Below are 14,326 nucleotides of genomic sequence, written 5' to 3'. Positions count from 1 at the left end.
GCGGAGCCTGCCCCTAACGCTGCCTCAGGGGCGGCCCCGTACGCAAGCGCCACCCCACCACCCGAACACCCCTCTCGCCGATCACCCGAGGGCCTCTTTCCTGACCGCATAGCTCCCTTTTTTGACATGCCCGAACTCGATCAAGAGCGGTGGTCATATTCCTCGCTGGGTGCTGCCCAGGGAAGGGCTGTGCGAGCTCCGAGGTGTAGCAGCACTAGCGTGCGAGCGTCCCGGTATATAAGACCTTGAGATGGGCTCTGCGCAATGAAGTGACCCGCGCGTCAAGTAGCAGATCTTCGGGTTTCAGTAGTGCGGCAGCGGCGCGGTGCCGTCAACGAGGAGGTCGGCGCGTGCGCGGGTGCCGTCCTCGGCGAAGAAGGCGGTCTCGTGGGCCGACCAGCGGTCCCAGGCGTCGGCGTACTCCAGCCCGTCGCGGTCGATGGCGCGCGCTCGGCGCAGCTCGCGCGGGGCGTCGATCCAGATCCGGTACGCGGCGGGCGACCCCGCCCAGGCCGAGCCGACGCCTTCGACGATGAGGACCGGCGGCGGCGCGATCTCCTCCGGCGGGCCGTACCGGTCGCGGTGCCAGTCGTAGCGGCGCAACACGGCGGTCCGCCCGGCGCACAGCGGTTCGAGGACCGCGCGCCGCAGCGGCGCCCACCAGGTGAGCGGATCGGCGTCCCACGGGACGCGGAAGTCGTCCGACCTGACCACCGGCGCCCCGACGAGGACGGCCGCGAGGTGGTCGGCGAACGTGGACTTCCCGGCGCCGCTCGGCCCGTCGATAGCGACCAGCCGGGCGGGCCCGCAGGACGGCGGCAGCGCGAGGAGCCGCGCGGCGAGCGCGGGGTAGGTCCGGGGCGGTGGCGGCACGGACGGCATACTTCCAGGTGCCGGCCCCCCGAAGGAGGACGCCCCTTGCCCGGACCGCTCGAAGGCGTGGTGATCGTCGACCTCAGCCGCGTGGTCGCCGGACCGCAGGCCACGATGGCGCTCGCCGATCTCGGCGCGCGGGTGATCAAGGTGGAGCAGCCCGGGACGGGCGACGAGACGCGCGGCTGGGGACCGCCGTTCGCCGGTGCGGACCAGGTGAGCACCTACTACCTGTCGATCAACCGGAACAAGGAGTCGATCACCCTTGATCTGAAGTCGGACGAGGGGAAGGACACCCTGGCGAGGCTGGTGCGGCACGCGGACGTGCTGGTCGAGAACTTCCGCACCGGCGTGCTGGACCGGCTCGGCTTCCCGGTCGGGCGGCTGCACGAGCTGAACCCGCGGCTGATCGTGCTGTCGATCACGGGGTTCGGGCACGACGGGCCGGAGGGCGGCCGTCCCGGCTACGACGCGATCATGCAGGGCGAGGCCGGGATCATGAGCGTCACGGGCCCGCCGGGGACGCCGAGCAAGGTGGGGCTCTCCATCGCGGACATCCTCGCGGCGGGCAACGCCACGTCCGGGGTGCTGGCGGCGCTGTACGAGCGGACGCGGACGGGCCGCGGCTCGGTCGTGCGGACGTCGTTGCTGGCCTCGGTGGTCGGCGCGCACATGTACCAGGGGACGCGGTGGACGGTCGCCGGTGAGGTGCCCGAGTCGGTCGGCAACGACCACCCGACGATCGCGCCGTACGGGACGTTCCGCTGCAAGGACGGCCAGATCCAGATCGGCGTCGCGAACCAGAACCTGTGGCGCAGGTTCGCGCCGCTGGTGGACCTGGACGCCGACGACCCGCGCTACGCGACGATCCCGGACCGGTCCGCGAACCGGGCGGAGCTGACCGCGGACATCGAGCGGGTCCTGGCGGGGGACACCCGGGAGGCGTGGCTGGAGCGGCTGAACGGGGCGGGCGTGCCGGCGGGGTCGATCCGGTCGATCGACGAGGTGTACACCTGGGAGCAGACCCGCTCGCAGGGTCTGGTGATCGAGGTGGAGCATCCGACGCTCGGCCGGATCGAGCTGCCGGGCCCGCCGCTGCGGTTCGACGGCGCCGAGCCGCGCGTGCACACCGCGCCGCCGCTGCTCGGCGAGCACACCGACGCGGTGCTCGCCTGGCTGGACGAGCAGGACGCCGCGGAACGGCGAGACCCGGCGGGACAGCGGGACGCCGCGGAACGGCAGGACCCGGCGGGCCAGCAGGACATCGCGAAACAGCAGGACCCGGCGGGCCAGCAGGACGCTGCGGAACGGCTGGACGCGGCGGGAGAACGGGACGGCGAGGAGCAGGGGAGAGGCCAGTGAGGGATCTGCTCGGTGAGACGGGCGGTGCGGTGCGGATCGCGGGCCGGGAGCTGCCGCGCGAGGAACTGCTCGGCCGGGCGTCGGCCGTCGCGGCGGAGATCGCCGGCGCGGACGCCGTCGCGGTGCACGCCACGGCGAGCGCGGAGACGGTGATCGCGGTCGTCGGCGGGCTCATGGCGGGGGTGCCGGTGGTGCCGCTGCCTCCGGACTCGGGCCCCGACGAGCGCGCCCACATCCTCAGCGACTCCGGCGCGGCGCTGCTCCTGGCGTCCCGCGACGCGGACACCGGCGACGGTGGCCCCCCGCTCGTCCCGGTCGACGACCTCCCCGCCACCGCGTCCACGCCCCGGACGTCCACGCGCCCGACGTCCGCGACCTCGACGTCCGCGAATCCGACCTCCACGAATCCGACGTCCAACCGCCCGACGTCCGCGAATCCGGCCTCCGCCACCCCGGCCTCAACGACACCGACGTCCACGCCCCCGACCTCAACGACAGGATCCGAGTCAGCCCCTGACGCGACCGCGCTGATCCTTTACACGAGCGGCACGACCGGCGCGCCGAAGGGCGTGATGATTTCCCGTGCGGCGATCGCGGCGACCCTCGACTCGCTGGCGGAGGCGTGGGCGTGGACGCCGGACGACGTGCTGGTGCACGGGCTGCCGCTGTTCCACGTGCACGGCCTGGTCCTCGGCGTGCTCGGCCCGCTGCGGGTCGGCTCCCGGCTCGTCCACACGGGGCGGCCCAAACCGGAGGCGTACGCGGCGGCGGCGAGCGAGGACGGCGGGAGCCTGTTCTTCGGCGTCCCGACGGTGTGGTCCCGGATGGCGGCCGACCCGGCGTCCGGCGAGGCGATGCGTGCGGCGCGGCTGCTGGTGTCCGGCAGCGCGCCGCTTCCGGTGCCCGCCTTCGAGCGGCTGGAGGCGCTCACCGGGCACCGTCCGGTCGAGCGCTACGGCATGACCGAAACGCTGATCACCGTCAGCGCGCGCGCGGACGGCGAGCGCCGGCCCGGCTACGTCGGCCTCCCGTTGCCCGGCATCGAGACGAGACTCGTGGCCGAGAACGGCGCCCCGGTCCCGCGCGACGGGGAGACGCCCGGCGAGCTGCACGTCCGCGCCCCGCACCTGTTCAAGGGCTACCTGAACCGTCCGGAGGCGACGGCGAAGTCGTTCGCCCTGGACGGCTGGTTCCGCACGGGCGACATCGCGACGATCGGCCCGGACGGCTGGCACCGCATCGTCGGCCGCGCGTCCACCGATCTGATCAAGAGCGGCGGCTACCGGATCGGCGCGGGCGAGGTCGAGAACGCGCTGCTCGCGCACCCGGCGGTGCGCGAGGCGGCCGTCGCCGGGACGCCGCACGACGATCTCGGCGAGCAGGTCACCGCCTATGTCGTCGCGGACGGCGTGACGGAGCGGCAGCTCATCGACTTCGTCGCGGGGCGGCTGTCGGTGCACAAGCGGCCCCGCGTCGTCCACCTGGTCGGGTCGCTGCCCCGCAACGCGATGGGCAAGGTCGTCAAGACCCGCCTCGGCGAACTCGAGCCCTAGCCCCGGCGCGACCGGAAGCAAGGGAACTCGCGGACGCCGGAAGCCGGGGAACGCCGGATGCCGGAGGACGCCTGAGCCGGGGAACGCCGCGGAGACCGGCGGACGGAGCATTTCGGACTGACCAGTAAGGTCGTGGCCTGTGTCCAGCTCAGCGTCCCCCGGCTCCGGTCAGTCCGCCGCCGCGCACTCGCTCGATCCCGTCCCGCCGCAGGCCCGCGAATCGACCGCGGGGCACCAGTTCTGGATCTGGTCCGGCGCGAACATCGCGCCGATCAACTGGGTGCTCGGCGCGCTCGGCATCAAGCTCGGGCTGAGCCTCGCCGACACGGTCGGCGTGCTGGTCGCCGGGAACCTCGTCGGGATGGCGGTCTTCGGGCTGTTCGTGCTGATGGGGCAGCGGACGGGCGTCACCCAGATGGTGCTGGCCCGGTCGGCGTTCGGGCGGCGCGGCGCGTACCTGCCGGCCGCGCTCCAGGGCGTGATGTCGGCGGGCTGGTGCGCCGTCAACACCTGGATCGTGCTGGACCTGGTGATGGCCCTGCTCGGCCAGGTCGGGGTGCACGGCGGCACCGCCCTGAAGATCGTCGTGGTGCTGGTGATCATGGGGCTGCAGGTGTGGATCGCCGCGTCCGGCTTCCACGCGATCGCCGCGTTCGAGAAGTGGACCGTTCCCGTCACGCTGGCCGTGCTCGCCGCGATGACCGTCGTCGCGTGGACGAAGACCGGCGTGCACTGGGACCACCAGGGCCAGGGCCTCACCGGCACCGACCGGCTGTCGGCCATGACGACCGTGATGACGGCGATCGGGGTCGGCTGGGGCATCACCTGGTTCGCCTACGCCTCCGACTACTCGCGGTTCGTGCCGCGCGAGGTGCCGCGCCGCCGGCTGTACGCGGCGAGCGTCCTCGGCCAGTTCGTGCCGGTCGTGTGGCTCGGCGTGCTCGGCGCGTCGCTGGCGACGGTGAGCGCGACCACCGACCCCGGCAAGCTGATCGTGGACGCGTTCGGCGCGCTCGCGATCCCGGTGCTGCTGCTGGTCGTGCACGGCCCGATCGCCACGAACATCCTGAACGTCTACAGCTGCTCGCTGTGCGCGCAGACCGTGGACTGGCACGTGTCCCGCAAGGCGATCTCCTACGGCGTCGGCGTGTTCGCCGCCGCGTTCACGATCCTGCTGATCTTCCAGGAGGACTTCGCGAACACCCTCGACGCGTGGCTCGGCGGCCTCGTCACGTGGGTGGTGCCGTGGGCGTCGGTGATGGCCGTCCACTTCTACGCCGTCCGCCGCCAGAACGTGGACGTCGACGCGCTCTACGATCCGCCCGGACGGTCCCGGCTGGGCGACTTCCGGTGGGACGCGCTGATCTCGTTCGTCCTCGGAGCCGCCGCGACGTGGGCGTTCCAGTACGGCGTCCCGAAGGCGCTGCAAGGCCCGGCGGCGCGCGCGCTGGGCGGAATCGACCTGTCCTGGTTGGCCGGGGCCCTGGTCGCCGGGATCCTGTACTTCGTCCTGTCGGCCCGGCGCGGCCGGGCGTGGGAAGGGAGCCCCGCATGAAGCTCGTGACCAACGCCCGCCTGGCCGGGCGGGACGGCCTCCACGACATCGAGATCGACGGCGACCGGTTCGGAAGCGTCGCGCCCGCGGGCGAGCTCGCCGGGCCCCTGCCGGCCGGTGCCGCCGACGGACCGGGAGACGCCCCCGACGGACCGGCAGGCGCCCCCGGCGGACCGGGAGACGGCGCCGACGTGCTGGTGGACGCGGCCGGCGGCCTGGTGAGCCCGCCGTTCGTGGAGCCCCACGTCCACCTCGACACGACCCTCACCGCCGGTGAGCCGCGCTGGAACGCGTCCGGGTCCCTGTGGGAGGGGATCGCGGTGTGGAGCGAGCGCAAGGCGGACCTCACCCGCGACGACGTCGTGTCCCGCGCGACGGAGGTGCTGCGCTGGTACGCGGCGAACGGCGTGCTCCACGTCCGCAGCCACGTGGACGTCACCGACCCGGGCCTGGTCGCGCTCGACGCGATGCTGGAGGTCCGCGAACGGGTGAAGGACGTCATCGGGCTGCAGCTCGTCGCGTTCCCGCAGGAGGGGATCTGCTCCTTCGAGAACGGGCCGGAGCTGCTGGAGGAGGCGGCGCGGCGCGGCGTGGACGCGGTCGGCGCGATCCCGCACTTCGAGGACACCCGCGAGGACGGCGTCCGCTCCCTGGAGATCGCCTTCGACGTCGCGCAGCGGTACGGGCTGCTGCTGGACGCGCACTGCGACGAGATCGACGACGAGCAGTCCCGGTTCGTGGAGGTGCTCGCGACCCTGGCCCGGCGCGGCGGGCTCCGCGACCGCGCCACCGCGTCCCACACCACCGCGATGGGCTCCTACAACGGCGCCTACTCCTACAAGCTCCAGCGGATCCTTGCCCGCTCGGGCATCAACCTCGTCTGCAACCCGCTCGCCAACCTGTGCCTGCAGGGCCGGTTCGACGCCTACCCCAAGCGGCGCGGCCTCACCCAGGTGAAGGAGATGCTCGCCGCCGGGGTGAACGTCGCGTTCGGGCACGACGACGTCATGGACCCGTGGTTCCCGCTCGGGACGGCGTCGTCGCTGCAGGTCGCGCTGGTCGGGATCGCCGCCGCGCAGCTCACCGGCGCCGCCGAGATCGACGAGGCGTTCGCGATGGTGACGGACCGGGCCGCGCGGGTCCTCGGCCTCGGCGACGGCTACGGGATCGCGCCCGGCCGCCCGGCGAACCTGGTCGTGCTGCCCGCGTCGTCGCCGTACGACGCCGTCCGGCGGCAGACCCGGCCGTCCCACGTCGTCGCGCGCGGCCGGATCGTCGCCGAGACCCCGCCCGCGGTCACGCGGCTGACGTGGCCGGGCCGCGACCCCGAGGACGTCGACTTCGTGCGGACCCGTGACCGCTAGGAGCCCCACCGCTAGGAGCCCCACCGTTACAGCCCCGCCGGTACACCCCCGCCGGGGGAGCCGTTTCAGGGGAGCAGGACCGGGAGCAGGGGCCGGACGAGGGCGGCGGCGGCCGACTCCGGCAGGTCGGGCGCGTCCGGCGGCGCCGCGAAGTAGTGCAGGAAGCCCTGCTGGAAGCAGCCGCCCATCAGCAGGGCGGCGGCGGCCGCGGTGTCGGCGCCCGCCGCGACGCGGCCCAGGTCGCGCTCGGCGTCCAGGTACCGGGTGAGCGCCCGCACCGGCTCCTGCGGGCCCGCGCCGTACTGGCGCAGCGCCTCCCGGCTCGCCGCCATCAGCTGCGGCTGCGCGGCCATCGACGCCATCATCGGGAACGCCCGCCGGTAGAAGGCGAGCCCGCCGTGCACGACGCCGACCAGGTTGGCCTCCACGGTCGCCTCGCCCGCGACGGCCCTCGCCGTGAACGCCGGCATCCGCTCCTTGAGCACGGCCAGCATCAGCTGCTCCTTGTCGCGGAAGTGCTTGTAGAGCAGCGCCTCGGAGTACCCGGCGGCCTTCGCGATCTCCTTCGTGGTGGCGCCCGCGACGCCGCGCTCGCGCATGACGTCGGCCGCCGCGTCCAGGATCCGCTCGCGCGCGGTCATCGGCCCGCCCCCCTTGACAGTGAGTGAATGCTTACTCATTCTAGGGGTTAGTAAATGTTCACTCACCCCATCGGGGAGGAATCCGGGATGAGAATCACCGTCTTCGGCGCGACCGGGGGCATCGGCACCCGGCTCGTCCGCCGCGCGCTGGACGCCGGGCACGAGGTCACCGCGGTCGTCCGCAACCCGGGCGGGATGCCCGCCGACCTGCGCGACCGCGCCGCCGTCGTGCAGGCGGACATCATGGACCCCGCCGCCATCGAGGGGGCGGTGAAGGGCGCGGACGCCGTCTTCAGCGCCATGGGCGCGCGGAGCATCGGCCCCACCACCGTCTGCAGCGAGAGCTCCCGGAGCATCATCGCCGCCATGCGCGCGACCGGCGCCGGCCGGTTCCTCATGGTCAGCATGGGCGCGATCGCGTCCGAGCCGGGCGACGACCCGCTCACCCGGTACGTCGTCAAGCCGCTGATCCTCGGCCGGATCCTGCGCCACAGCATCGCCGACATGCGGGTGGCCGAGGCCCAGGTGCGCGACTCCGGGCTCGACTGGACGATCGTCCGCCCGCCCCGCCTCACGAACAAGGAGGGCCGCGACCGCTACCGCAAGGCCGTCGACCGCAGCGTGACCGGCGGCTACAGCATCACCCGCGACGACGTCGCCAAGGCCCTGCTCGACCTCGCCGGCGACCTGCCGTCCATCGGCCACGTGATCTCCATCGCGGGCTGAACCGCTGCGGGGGCGGCAGGCACAGGCACGGCGGGCGCGGCGGGGGCGGCATGACAGGTGTCATGCGGAACGGCTGACAGGCGCCGCCCGAACCGGTGACACGTCCTTCTACCGGCGCCCGCCGCGGCCCGCGACGCTGGGGGCATGGACGAGACCCCACCCATCAGCGTCGACGGCCTGCGCCAGCGGTACGGGGACTTCGAGGCCGTCGCCGGGATCTCCTTCGAGGTCGCGCCGGGCGAGCTGTTCGCGCTCCTCGGCACCAACGGCGCGGGCAAGACGACGACCCTGGAGACGCTCGAAGGGCACCGGCCCGCCCAGGGCGGCACCGTCCGGGTCCTCGGACGCGACCCGTACCGGGAGCGCCGGGCCGTCCGGCCCCGGATCGGCGTCATGCTCCAGGACGGCGGGTTCTTCCCCGACCTCACCGTGGCCGAGACCGTGGACCGCTTCCGCGGCTTCACGCCGGAGCCGCGGCCCCGCGACGAGGTGCTCGGCCTGGTCGGGCTCGCCGAGCGGGCGTGCGTTCGGGTCCGGCAGCTGTCCGGCGGGCAGAAGCGGCGCCTGGACCTCGCGCTCGCCCTGCTCGGCCGTCCCCGCGTGCTTTTCCTGGACGAGCCGACGACCGGCATGGACCCCGAGGCCAGGCGCGCCACCTGGCGGATCGTCCGGGACCTCGTCGCCGCCGGCACCACCGTCCTGCTGACCACCCATTACCTGGAGGAGGCCGAGCACCTCGCCGACCGCCTCGCGATCATGCACCGGGGCCGGATCGAGACCGCCGGGACGGTCGCGGAGGTCGTCGCCGGGCACGGCGACCGGATCGGCTTCCAGGTGCCCGAGCGGCTGCGGGTCGCCGAACTGCCCGCGCTGCGCGGCGCCCGCGCGGACATCGCCGTGGACGGGGGCCGCGCCGTCGCGTCCTACACCGTCACCGAGGCGGGACTCCAGAGCTGCCTGTACGAGCTGCTGCGCTGGGCAGACGAGCACCGCGTCGAGCTGCGCGGCTTGCAGGCACGCAGCGCCTCCCTTGAGGACGTCTTCCTCCGCGCGTCCTCCGGCGCGCGAGAGAGAGGCGCACACGGAACCGGCGCCGAGCGGACCGGTGCCGAGCGGACCGGTGCCGAGCAGATGGTTTCCGGGGCGGCCGACCCGGGGGCGGCTGGCGCTGGGGCGGCCGGTGCGCTGGAAGGAGCGTCCCGATGACGATGCCCCGCCCCATGGCCGGCGGCGCCGCCCTCCGCGTCGCGCGCCTCGACCTCATGCTGCTGTGGCGCAACCGGACCGCCCTGTTCACCGCCGCCGGGCTGCCGGTGCTGTTCGCCGCGCTGCTGTTCCCCGCGCACGGGCAGAAGGCCGGCGGCATGGACGCCGCGCTGCTCCAGGGCACCGGCCACCTCGGCTTCTTCCTCCTCTTCGCGGTCTTCATGAACCTGGTCAACGTCTTCACCGCCCGCCGCGAGGACCTGACGCTCAAGCGGCTGCGCGGCACCGCGCTCGGCGACGCCGACATCATCGGCGGCGGTGTCCTGGCCGCGACAGCGATGTACGCCGTCCAGGCGCTGGGCCTGCTCGTGCTGCTCGGCACCGCGCTCGGCGGCCGGTTCCCCGCCGACCCGCTCCTGCTGGCGGCGGGCCTCGCGGGCGGCGCGGCCGTGTTCGCGGTGCTCGCCTTCGCCGTCTCCGGCCTCACCCCGAACGCCGAGCTGGCCCAGCTCACCGTCCTGCCGATCATGTTCGCCTGCCTGGCGGGCGCCGGGGTGATGTTCCCGCTGGACGGGCTGCCCGCCGCGGCGGAGGAGGCGTCCCGCTGGCTGCCGCTGAGCCCCGTCGTCGAGATCACCCGGACCGCCTACTTCGGCCGCGACTTCCACGACCACGCCGCCCACGCCCCCGTCGGGGCCGCCGGCGGCTGGGCGGCCTGCCTGCCCTCGTTCGCGGTCCTCGCGGTGTGGCTCGGCGCCGGCCGCGCCATGGCGGGCCGCTGGTTCCGCTGGGAGCCGCGGCGCGCCTGACGCGGAGCGCTCCGCGGTTACAGTCGAGAAGTAAGGAGGACGGGACATGACGGTCGCGACCACGGCGGACCTGGAGGCGCAGGACACCCGCAGGCTCGAGCGCTACCGCAGGGTGACGCACCGCTCGTTCCTGTGCGCCGCCGCGGGCTTCCTCGCGCCCGGCCTGGCCGGGCTGGCGGCGGCCTACGGCGACGGTTCCGTCGGCATCCCGCTCGCCGTCCTCGTCGTCGCCGGGATGGGCCTGCTGACCTGGTACTACGCGCGGCTCGTCCGGGCCGCGCTGGAGGGCGGGGGATCCCGCCGGGACGTCGTGCTCAGCGGCGTGCTGACCGCCGCGCTCAGCGCGATGATGGTCACCAGCCCGCTGTTCAGCGTGGTGTCGGTGTTCTGGGTGTCGGCGGTGGTGCTGGCCCCGATGAGCCGCCGCCGGGTCGTCGCGATCTGCGTCGGCACCGGCGCCGCCGGCGGGGTGTACGCGACCGTCGCCGCCCACTTCCTGTACCCCGGCGGGGACCTGCCCTGGTACGGGCTGCTGCCGGTCATGGTCCTGATCTACACGGGCACGTGCGGGCTCGTGGCGTTCGTCAACCGCTACCAGCGCCGCATGTGGGACCTGCACCAGGAGACGCACGCCGCGCGGGACGCGCTCGCCCGCCTCGCCGTCACCGAGGAGCGGCTGCGCTTCTCCCGCGACCTGCACGACCTGCTCGGCCACAGCCTCTCCCTGATCGCGGTGAAGAGCGAGCTGGCCATGCGGCTGGCGGACGCCGACCCGGCCCGCGCCGGCGCGGAGATGGCCGACGTGCAGCGCGCGGCCCGCGACGCGCTGCGCGAGGTGCGCGCCGCCGTGCACGGCTACCGCGCCGTCGAGCTGGACGCCGAGCTGGCCGGGGTGCGGGCGGTGCTGGAGGCCGCCGGTGTCCGGTGCGACGCCGGGGCCGTGCCGGACGGGCTGCCGCCCGAGGTCCGCTCGGTGCTCGCCTGGGTGATCCGGGAGGGCGCCACCAACGTGATCAAGCACAGCGAGGCCCGGCACTGCGTCGTCGCGCTCACCGCGTACGGTGGCTCCGTGGTGCTGGAGATGCGCAACGACGGCGTCCGCGGCGACGCGGACGCGCACTGTACGGAGGCCGGCGGGGCGGGGCTGACCGGCCTCGCCGAGCGCGCCGCCGTGGTCGGCGGCGAGGTCACCGCGGGCCGGCACGGCCGCGACGGCTTCCTGCTGCGCGCGGTCGTCCCGCTGCCGCGCGCCGTGCCGGACGGCCCGTCCGCCGCCGAGCCGCCCGCCGCCAAGGAGCCCCAGGCCCCGGAGACGGCACAGCCCGAGACGGCACAGCCCGAGACGGCGCGGGCGGCGACCGGGGGGAGCGGCCGGTGATCCGGATCCTGCTCGCCGACGACGAGCACCTCATCCGCGGCGCCGTCGCCGCGCTCCTCGGGCTGGAGGCCGACCTGGAGGTCGTCGCCGAGGCCGGCCGGGGCGACGAGGTCGCCGCCGCCGTCGCCGCGCACGATCCCGACGTCGCCGTCCTCGACATCGACATGCCCGGCGCGGACGGCCTCACCGTCGCCGAGGACCTGGCCGCCGCGGGCGCCCGCTGCGCGGTGTGCATCCTCACCAGCTTCGGCCGCCCCGGGTACCTGCGCCGCGCGATGGCCGCCGGGGTCCGCGGCTTCGTCGCCAAGGACGCGCCGACGCAGGAGCTGGCCGCCGCGATCCGCAAGGTCCACGAGGGCGGCCGCTACCTGGACGCCGAGCTCGCCGCGACCGCCATGGCCGCCGGCGACAACCCGCTGACCGAGCGCGAGCGCGAGATCCTCCGGCTCACCGGCGCCGGCACCGAGACCGCCCGCATCGCGACGCTGCTGCACCTGTCGGAGGGCACCGTCCGCAACTACCTCTCCACGGCGATGAGCAAGCTCGGCGAGCCGTCCCGCTTCGCCGCCGTCCGCGCCGCCCAGGAGATGGGCTGGATCTGACGCCCCCCGTAGGCTGGTGCCGTGACTGAGCCTCTGGTGCCGCGGATGCGGGAGTTCGGCGAGACGATCTTCGCGGAGATGTCCGCGCTGGCCACGGCCACCGGGTCGATCAATCTGGGGCAGGGCTTCCCGGACGAGGACGGCCCGAAGGCGATGCTGGACGTGGCGGTCGAGGCGATCCGGTCGGGCGGCAACCAGTACCCGCCGGGGCCGGGGGTGCCGGAGCTGCGCGAGGCCGTGGCGGAGCAGCGGCTGGAGCGGTACGGGCTGTCGTACGACCCGATGTCCGAGGTCTACGTGACCGTGGGCGCGACGGAGGGCATCGCCGCGTCCGTGCTGGCGATCGCCGGGCCCGGCGACGAGGTCATCGTGTTCGAGCCGTACTACGACTCGTACGCCGCCGTGATCGCGCTGGCCGGGGCGGTGCGCAGGCCCGTCATGCTGCGCCCGGTCGAGGGCCGCTTCACGTTCGACCCGGACGAGCTGCGCGCCGCCGTCGGCCCGCGCACCAGGGCGGTCCTCGTGAACTCGCCGCACAACCCGGCCGGGACGGTGTTCACCCGCGGCGAGCTGGAGGCCATCGCCGCCGTCTGCCGCGACCACGACCTCGTCGCGATCACCGACGAGGTGTACGAGTACCTGACCTTCGACGGCACCGAGCACATCCCCCTCGCCACGCTGGACGGGATGCGGGAGCGGACGGTGTCGGTGTCGTCGGCGGGCAAGACGTTCTCCGCCACCGGCTGGAAGACCGGCTGGATCACCGCGCCGGCCCGGTACGTGCGGGCCGTCCAGACCGTCAAGCAGTTCCTCACCTACGCGGTCAGCGCCCCCTACCAGCGGGCCGCCGCGTACGCGCTGGCGAACGAGACGGCGTGGGTCGGGGAGCTGCGCGCGTCGCTGCAGGCCAAGCGGGACCGGCTCGTCGCCGGGCTGGAGGCGGCCGGCTTCACCGCGTACCGGCCGCAGGGCACCTACTTCGTGCAGGCCGACATCCGGCCGCTGGGCTTCTCCGACGGGCTGGAGCTGGCCCGGGCGCTGCCGGCCAAGGCGGGCGTCGTCGCGATCCCGACGCAGGTGTTCTACGACCACGCCGACGCGGGCGCCCACTTCGTCCGGTTCGCGTTCTGCAAGAAGGACGAGGTCATCGACGAGGCGGTGGAACGCCTCCGCCGGCTCGCCTGAATCTCTCCGGGACGGGCGGAGATTGCCGAACGGGCGGCGTTCCTTGGGCTGGTTTCGCCCATGAGCGCCGCCCGCCGCGCGGCTAGCGTTCGGGCCGTGGGCCGGAACGGGGACTCGCTCGACGGCGAGCGGATTCTGATCGCGCTGGGCGGCAACGCCATGACCGCGCCGGACGGCAGCGCGACGCCGGACGCGCAGGCGGCGGCGATCGAGGTCGCGATGCGGCGCGTCGCGGAGCTGGTGGCGGCGGGGGCGCGGGTGGCGCTGACGCACGGCAACGGCCCGCAGGTCGGCAACCTGCTGATCAAGAACCAGCTGGCGGCGGGGGTGGTGCCGCCGGTGCCGCTGGACTGGTGCGGCGCGCAGACGCAGGCCACCGTCGGCGTGATGGTCATGAACGCGCTGGAGCGGGCGCTCGCCGCGCGCGGCGCGCCGCGCCCGGTGTCGACGGTGGTGACGCGGACGCTGGTGGACGCCGCCGACCCCGGATTCGCCGACCCCGCAAAGCCGGTCGGCCGGTACTTCCCGGCGGACGAGGCGCGGCGGTTCGCCGCGCTCGGCCAGGCGTGGCGGCCGTTCGGCGACCGGGGGTGGCGGCGCGTCGTCGCGTCCCCGGAGCCGCTCGACATCCTGGACGCGGGAGCGGCGGCGCTGCTGCTGGAGGCCGGGCACGTGGTGATCGCGGCGGGCGGCGGGGGAGTGCCCGTGGTGCGGGCGGGCGGGGCGCTGCGCGGCGTCGAGGCGGTCGTCGACAAGGACCTGGCGGCGCAGCTGCTGGCGTGCCGGCTCGGCGCGTCCACGCTGGTGATCGCCACGGACGTGGAGCACGCGGTGGCCGGGTTCGGCACCCCGGCGGCGCGGCCGCTGCGCCGCACCACGGCCGCCGAGCTGGCCCGGCTGGCCGCCGCCGGGCACTTCGCGGCCGGCAGCATGGGCCCGAAGGTGGAGGCGGTGCGGCGGTTCGTCGCGGCGGGCGGCCGGCGCGCGGCGATCGCGTCGCTTGCCCGGCTCCGCCCCGCGGGGCGCCGCCGGGCCGGGACCGGCGGGGTGGCGGGTCCCGGGGGAGTGACCG

Annotated in this window: 13 protein-coding genes; 11 read left to right on the top strand and 2 right to left on the bottom strand. The window is 74.6% G+C overall.

Going from position 1 to position 14,326, the window contains the following annotated elements; translation table 11 throughout:
• Positions 1-303: 303 nt before the first annotated feature.
• Positions 304-882, bottom strand: coding sequence for a uridine kinase family protein (locus ABZ914_RS31890; protein ID WP_500197758.1), 579 nt, complete (start codon positions 880-882; stop codon positions 304-306).
• 36 nt (positions 883-918) lie between these two features.
• Here ABZ914_RS31890 and ABZ914_RS31885 point away from each other — a divergent pair, with 36 nt between their 5' ends.
• From ABZ914_RS31885 to codA, 4 genes are all read left to right on the top strand, one after another.
• On the top strand, positions 919-2,235 hold the full coding sequence (locus ABZ914_RS31885) for a CaiB/BaiF CoA transferase family protein (RefSeq protein WP_500197757.1): 1,317 nt from the start codon (positions 919-921) through the stop codon (positions 2,233-2,235).
• The gene (locus ABZ914_RS31880) at positions 2,232-3,788 is read left to right on the top strand and encodes an acyl-CoA synthetase (RefSeq protein ID WP_500197756.1); all 1,557 of its coding nucleotides are present in this window, start codon (positions 2,232-2,234) and stop codon (positions 3,786-3,788) included. The genes ABZ914_RS31885 and ABZ914_RS31880 overlap by 4 nt, the downstream gene beginning before the upstream one ends.
• Before the next feature lie 139 nt (positions 3,789-3,927).
• Positions 3,928-5,343 (top strand): cytosine permease, encoded by a 1,416-nt coding sequence (locus tag ABZ914_RS31875; RefSeq protein ID WP_190868124.1) that lies wholly within the window; start codon positions 3,928-3,930, stop codon positions 5,341-5,343.
• A complete protein-coding gene (codA, locus tag ABZ914_RS31870; RefSeq protein ID WP_500197754.1) occupies positions 5,340-6,707 on the top strand; it encodes a cytosine deaminase in 1,368 nt (455 codons plus the stop codon). The genes ABZ914_RS31875 and codA overlap by 4 nt, the downstream gene beginning before the upstream one ends.
• 65 nt (positions 6,708-6,772) lie before the next feature.
• Here codA and ABZ914_RS31865 read toward each other — a convergent pair whose 3' ends face one another.
• On the bottom strand, positions 6,773-7,348 hold the full coding sequence (locus ABZ914_RS31865) for a TetR/AcrR family transcriptional regulator (RefSeq protein ID WP_387030218.1): 576 nt from the start codon (positions 7,346-7,348) through the stop codon (positions 6,773-6,775).
• Positions 7,349-7,435: 87 nt separating this feature from the next.
• On the opposite strand from ABZ914_RS31865, the gene ABZ914_RS31860 reads away from it, so the two are divergent.
• The 7 genes from ABZ914_RS31860 to ABZ914_RS31830 form a co-directional block, all read left to right on the top strand.
• Entirely contained in the window at positions 7,436-8,074 is a 639-nt protein-coding gene (locus ABZ914_RS31860; protein WP_500197752.1) for an NAD(P)-dependent oxidoreductase, read from the top strand.
• Between the two features lie 144 nt (positions 8,075-8,218).
• Positions 8,219-9,280: an ABC transporter ATP-binding protein gene (locus tag ABZ914_RS31855; RefSeq protein WP_500197750.1), complete on the top strand. Its 1,062-nt coding sequence runs from the start codon at positions 8,219-8,221 to the stop codon at positions 9,278-9,280.
• Positions 9,277-10,089 carry an ABC transporter permease gene (locus ABZ914_RS31850; protein ID WP_500197749.1) on the top strand — a complete coding sequence of 271 codons (813 nt, stop codon included), beginning with the start codon at positions 9,277-9,279 and terminating at the stop codon, positions 10,087-10,089. The genes ABZ914_RS31855 and ABZ914_RS31850 overlap by 4 nt, the downstream gene beginning before the upstream one ends.
• Before the next feature lie 46 nt (positions 10,090-10,135).
• On the top strand, positions 10,136-11,467 hold the full coding sequence (locus ABZ914_RS31845) for a sensor histidine kinase (protein WP_500197747.1): 1,332 nt from the start codon (positions 10,136-10,138) through the stop codon (positions 11,465-11,467).
• Entirely contained in the window at positions 11,464-12,069 is a 606-nt protein-coding gene (locus tag ABZ914_RS31840; RefSeq protein WP_500197746.1) for a response regulator transcription factor, read from the top strand. Before ABZ914_RS31845 ends, ABZ914_RS31840 begins: the two co-directional genes overlap by 4 nt.
• Positions 12,070-12,090: 21 nt before the next feature.
• A complete protein-coding gene (locus ABZ914_RS31835; RefSeq protein WP_500197744.1) occupies positions 12,091-13,254 on the top strand; it encodes a pyridoxal phosphate-dependent aminotransferase in 1,164 nt (387 codons plus the stop codon).
• A 96-nt stretch (positions 13,255-13,350) separates the two neighbouring features.
• A partial coding sequence (locus ABZ914_RS31830) for a carbamate kinase (RefSeq protein ID WP_500197742.1) occupies positions 13,351-14,326 on the top strand: 976 nt, incomplete at its 3' end.

The organism is Spirillospora sp. NPDC046719 (genome assembly GCF_040645715.1).
In the GTDB taxonomy this organism is placed as follows: domain Bacteria; phylum Actinomycetota; class Actinomycetes; order Streptosporangiales; family Streptosporangiaceae; genus Spirillospora.
The sequence above is the reverse complement of the archived record's forward strand: the minus strand, read 5'-3'. Positions and strand labels throughout refer to the sequence as shown.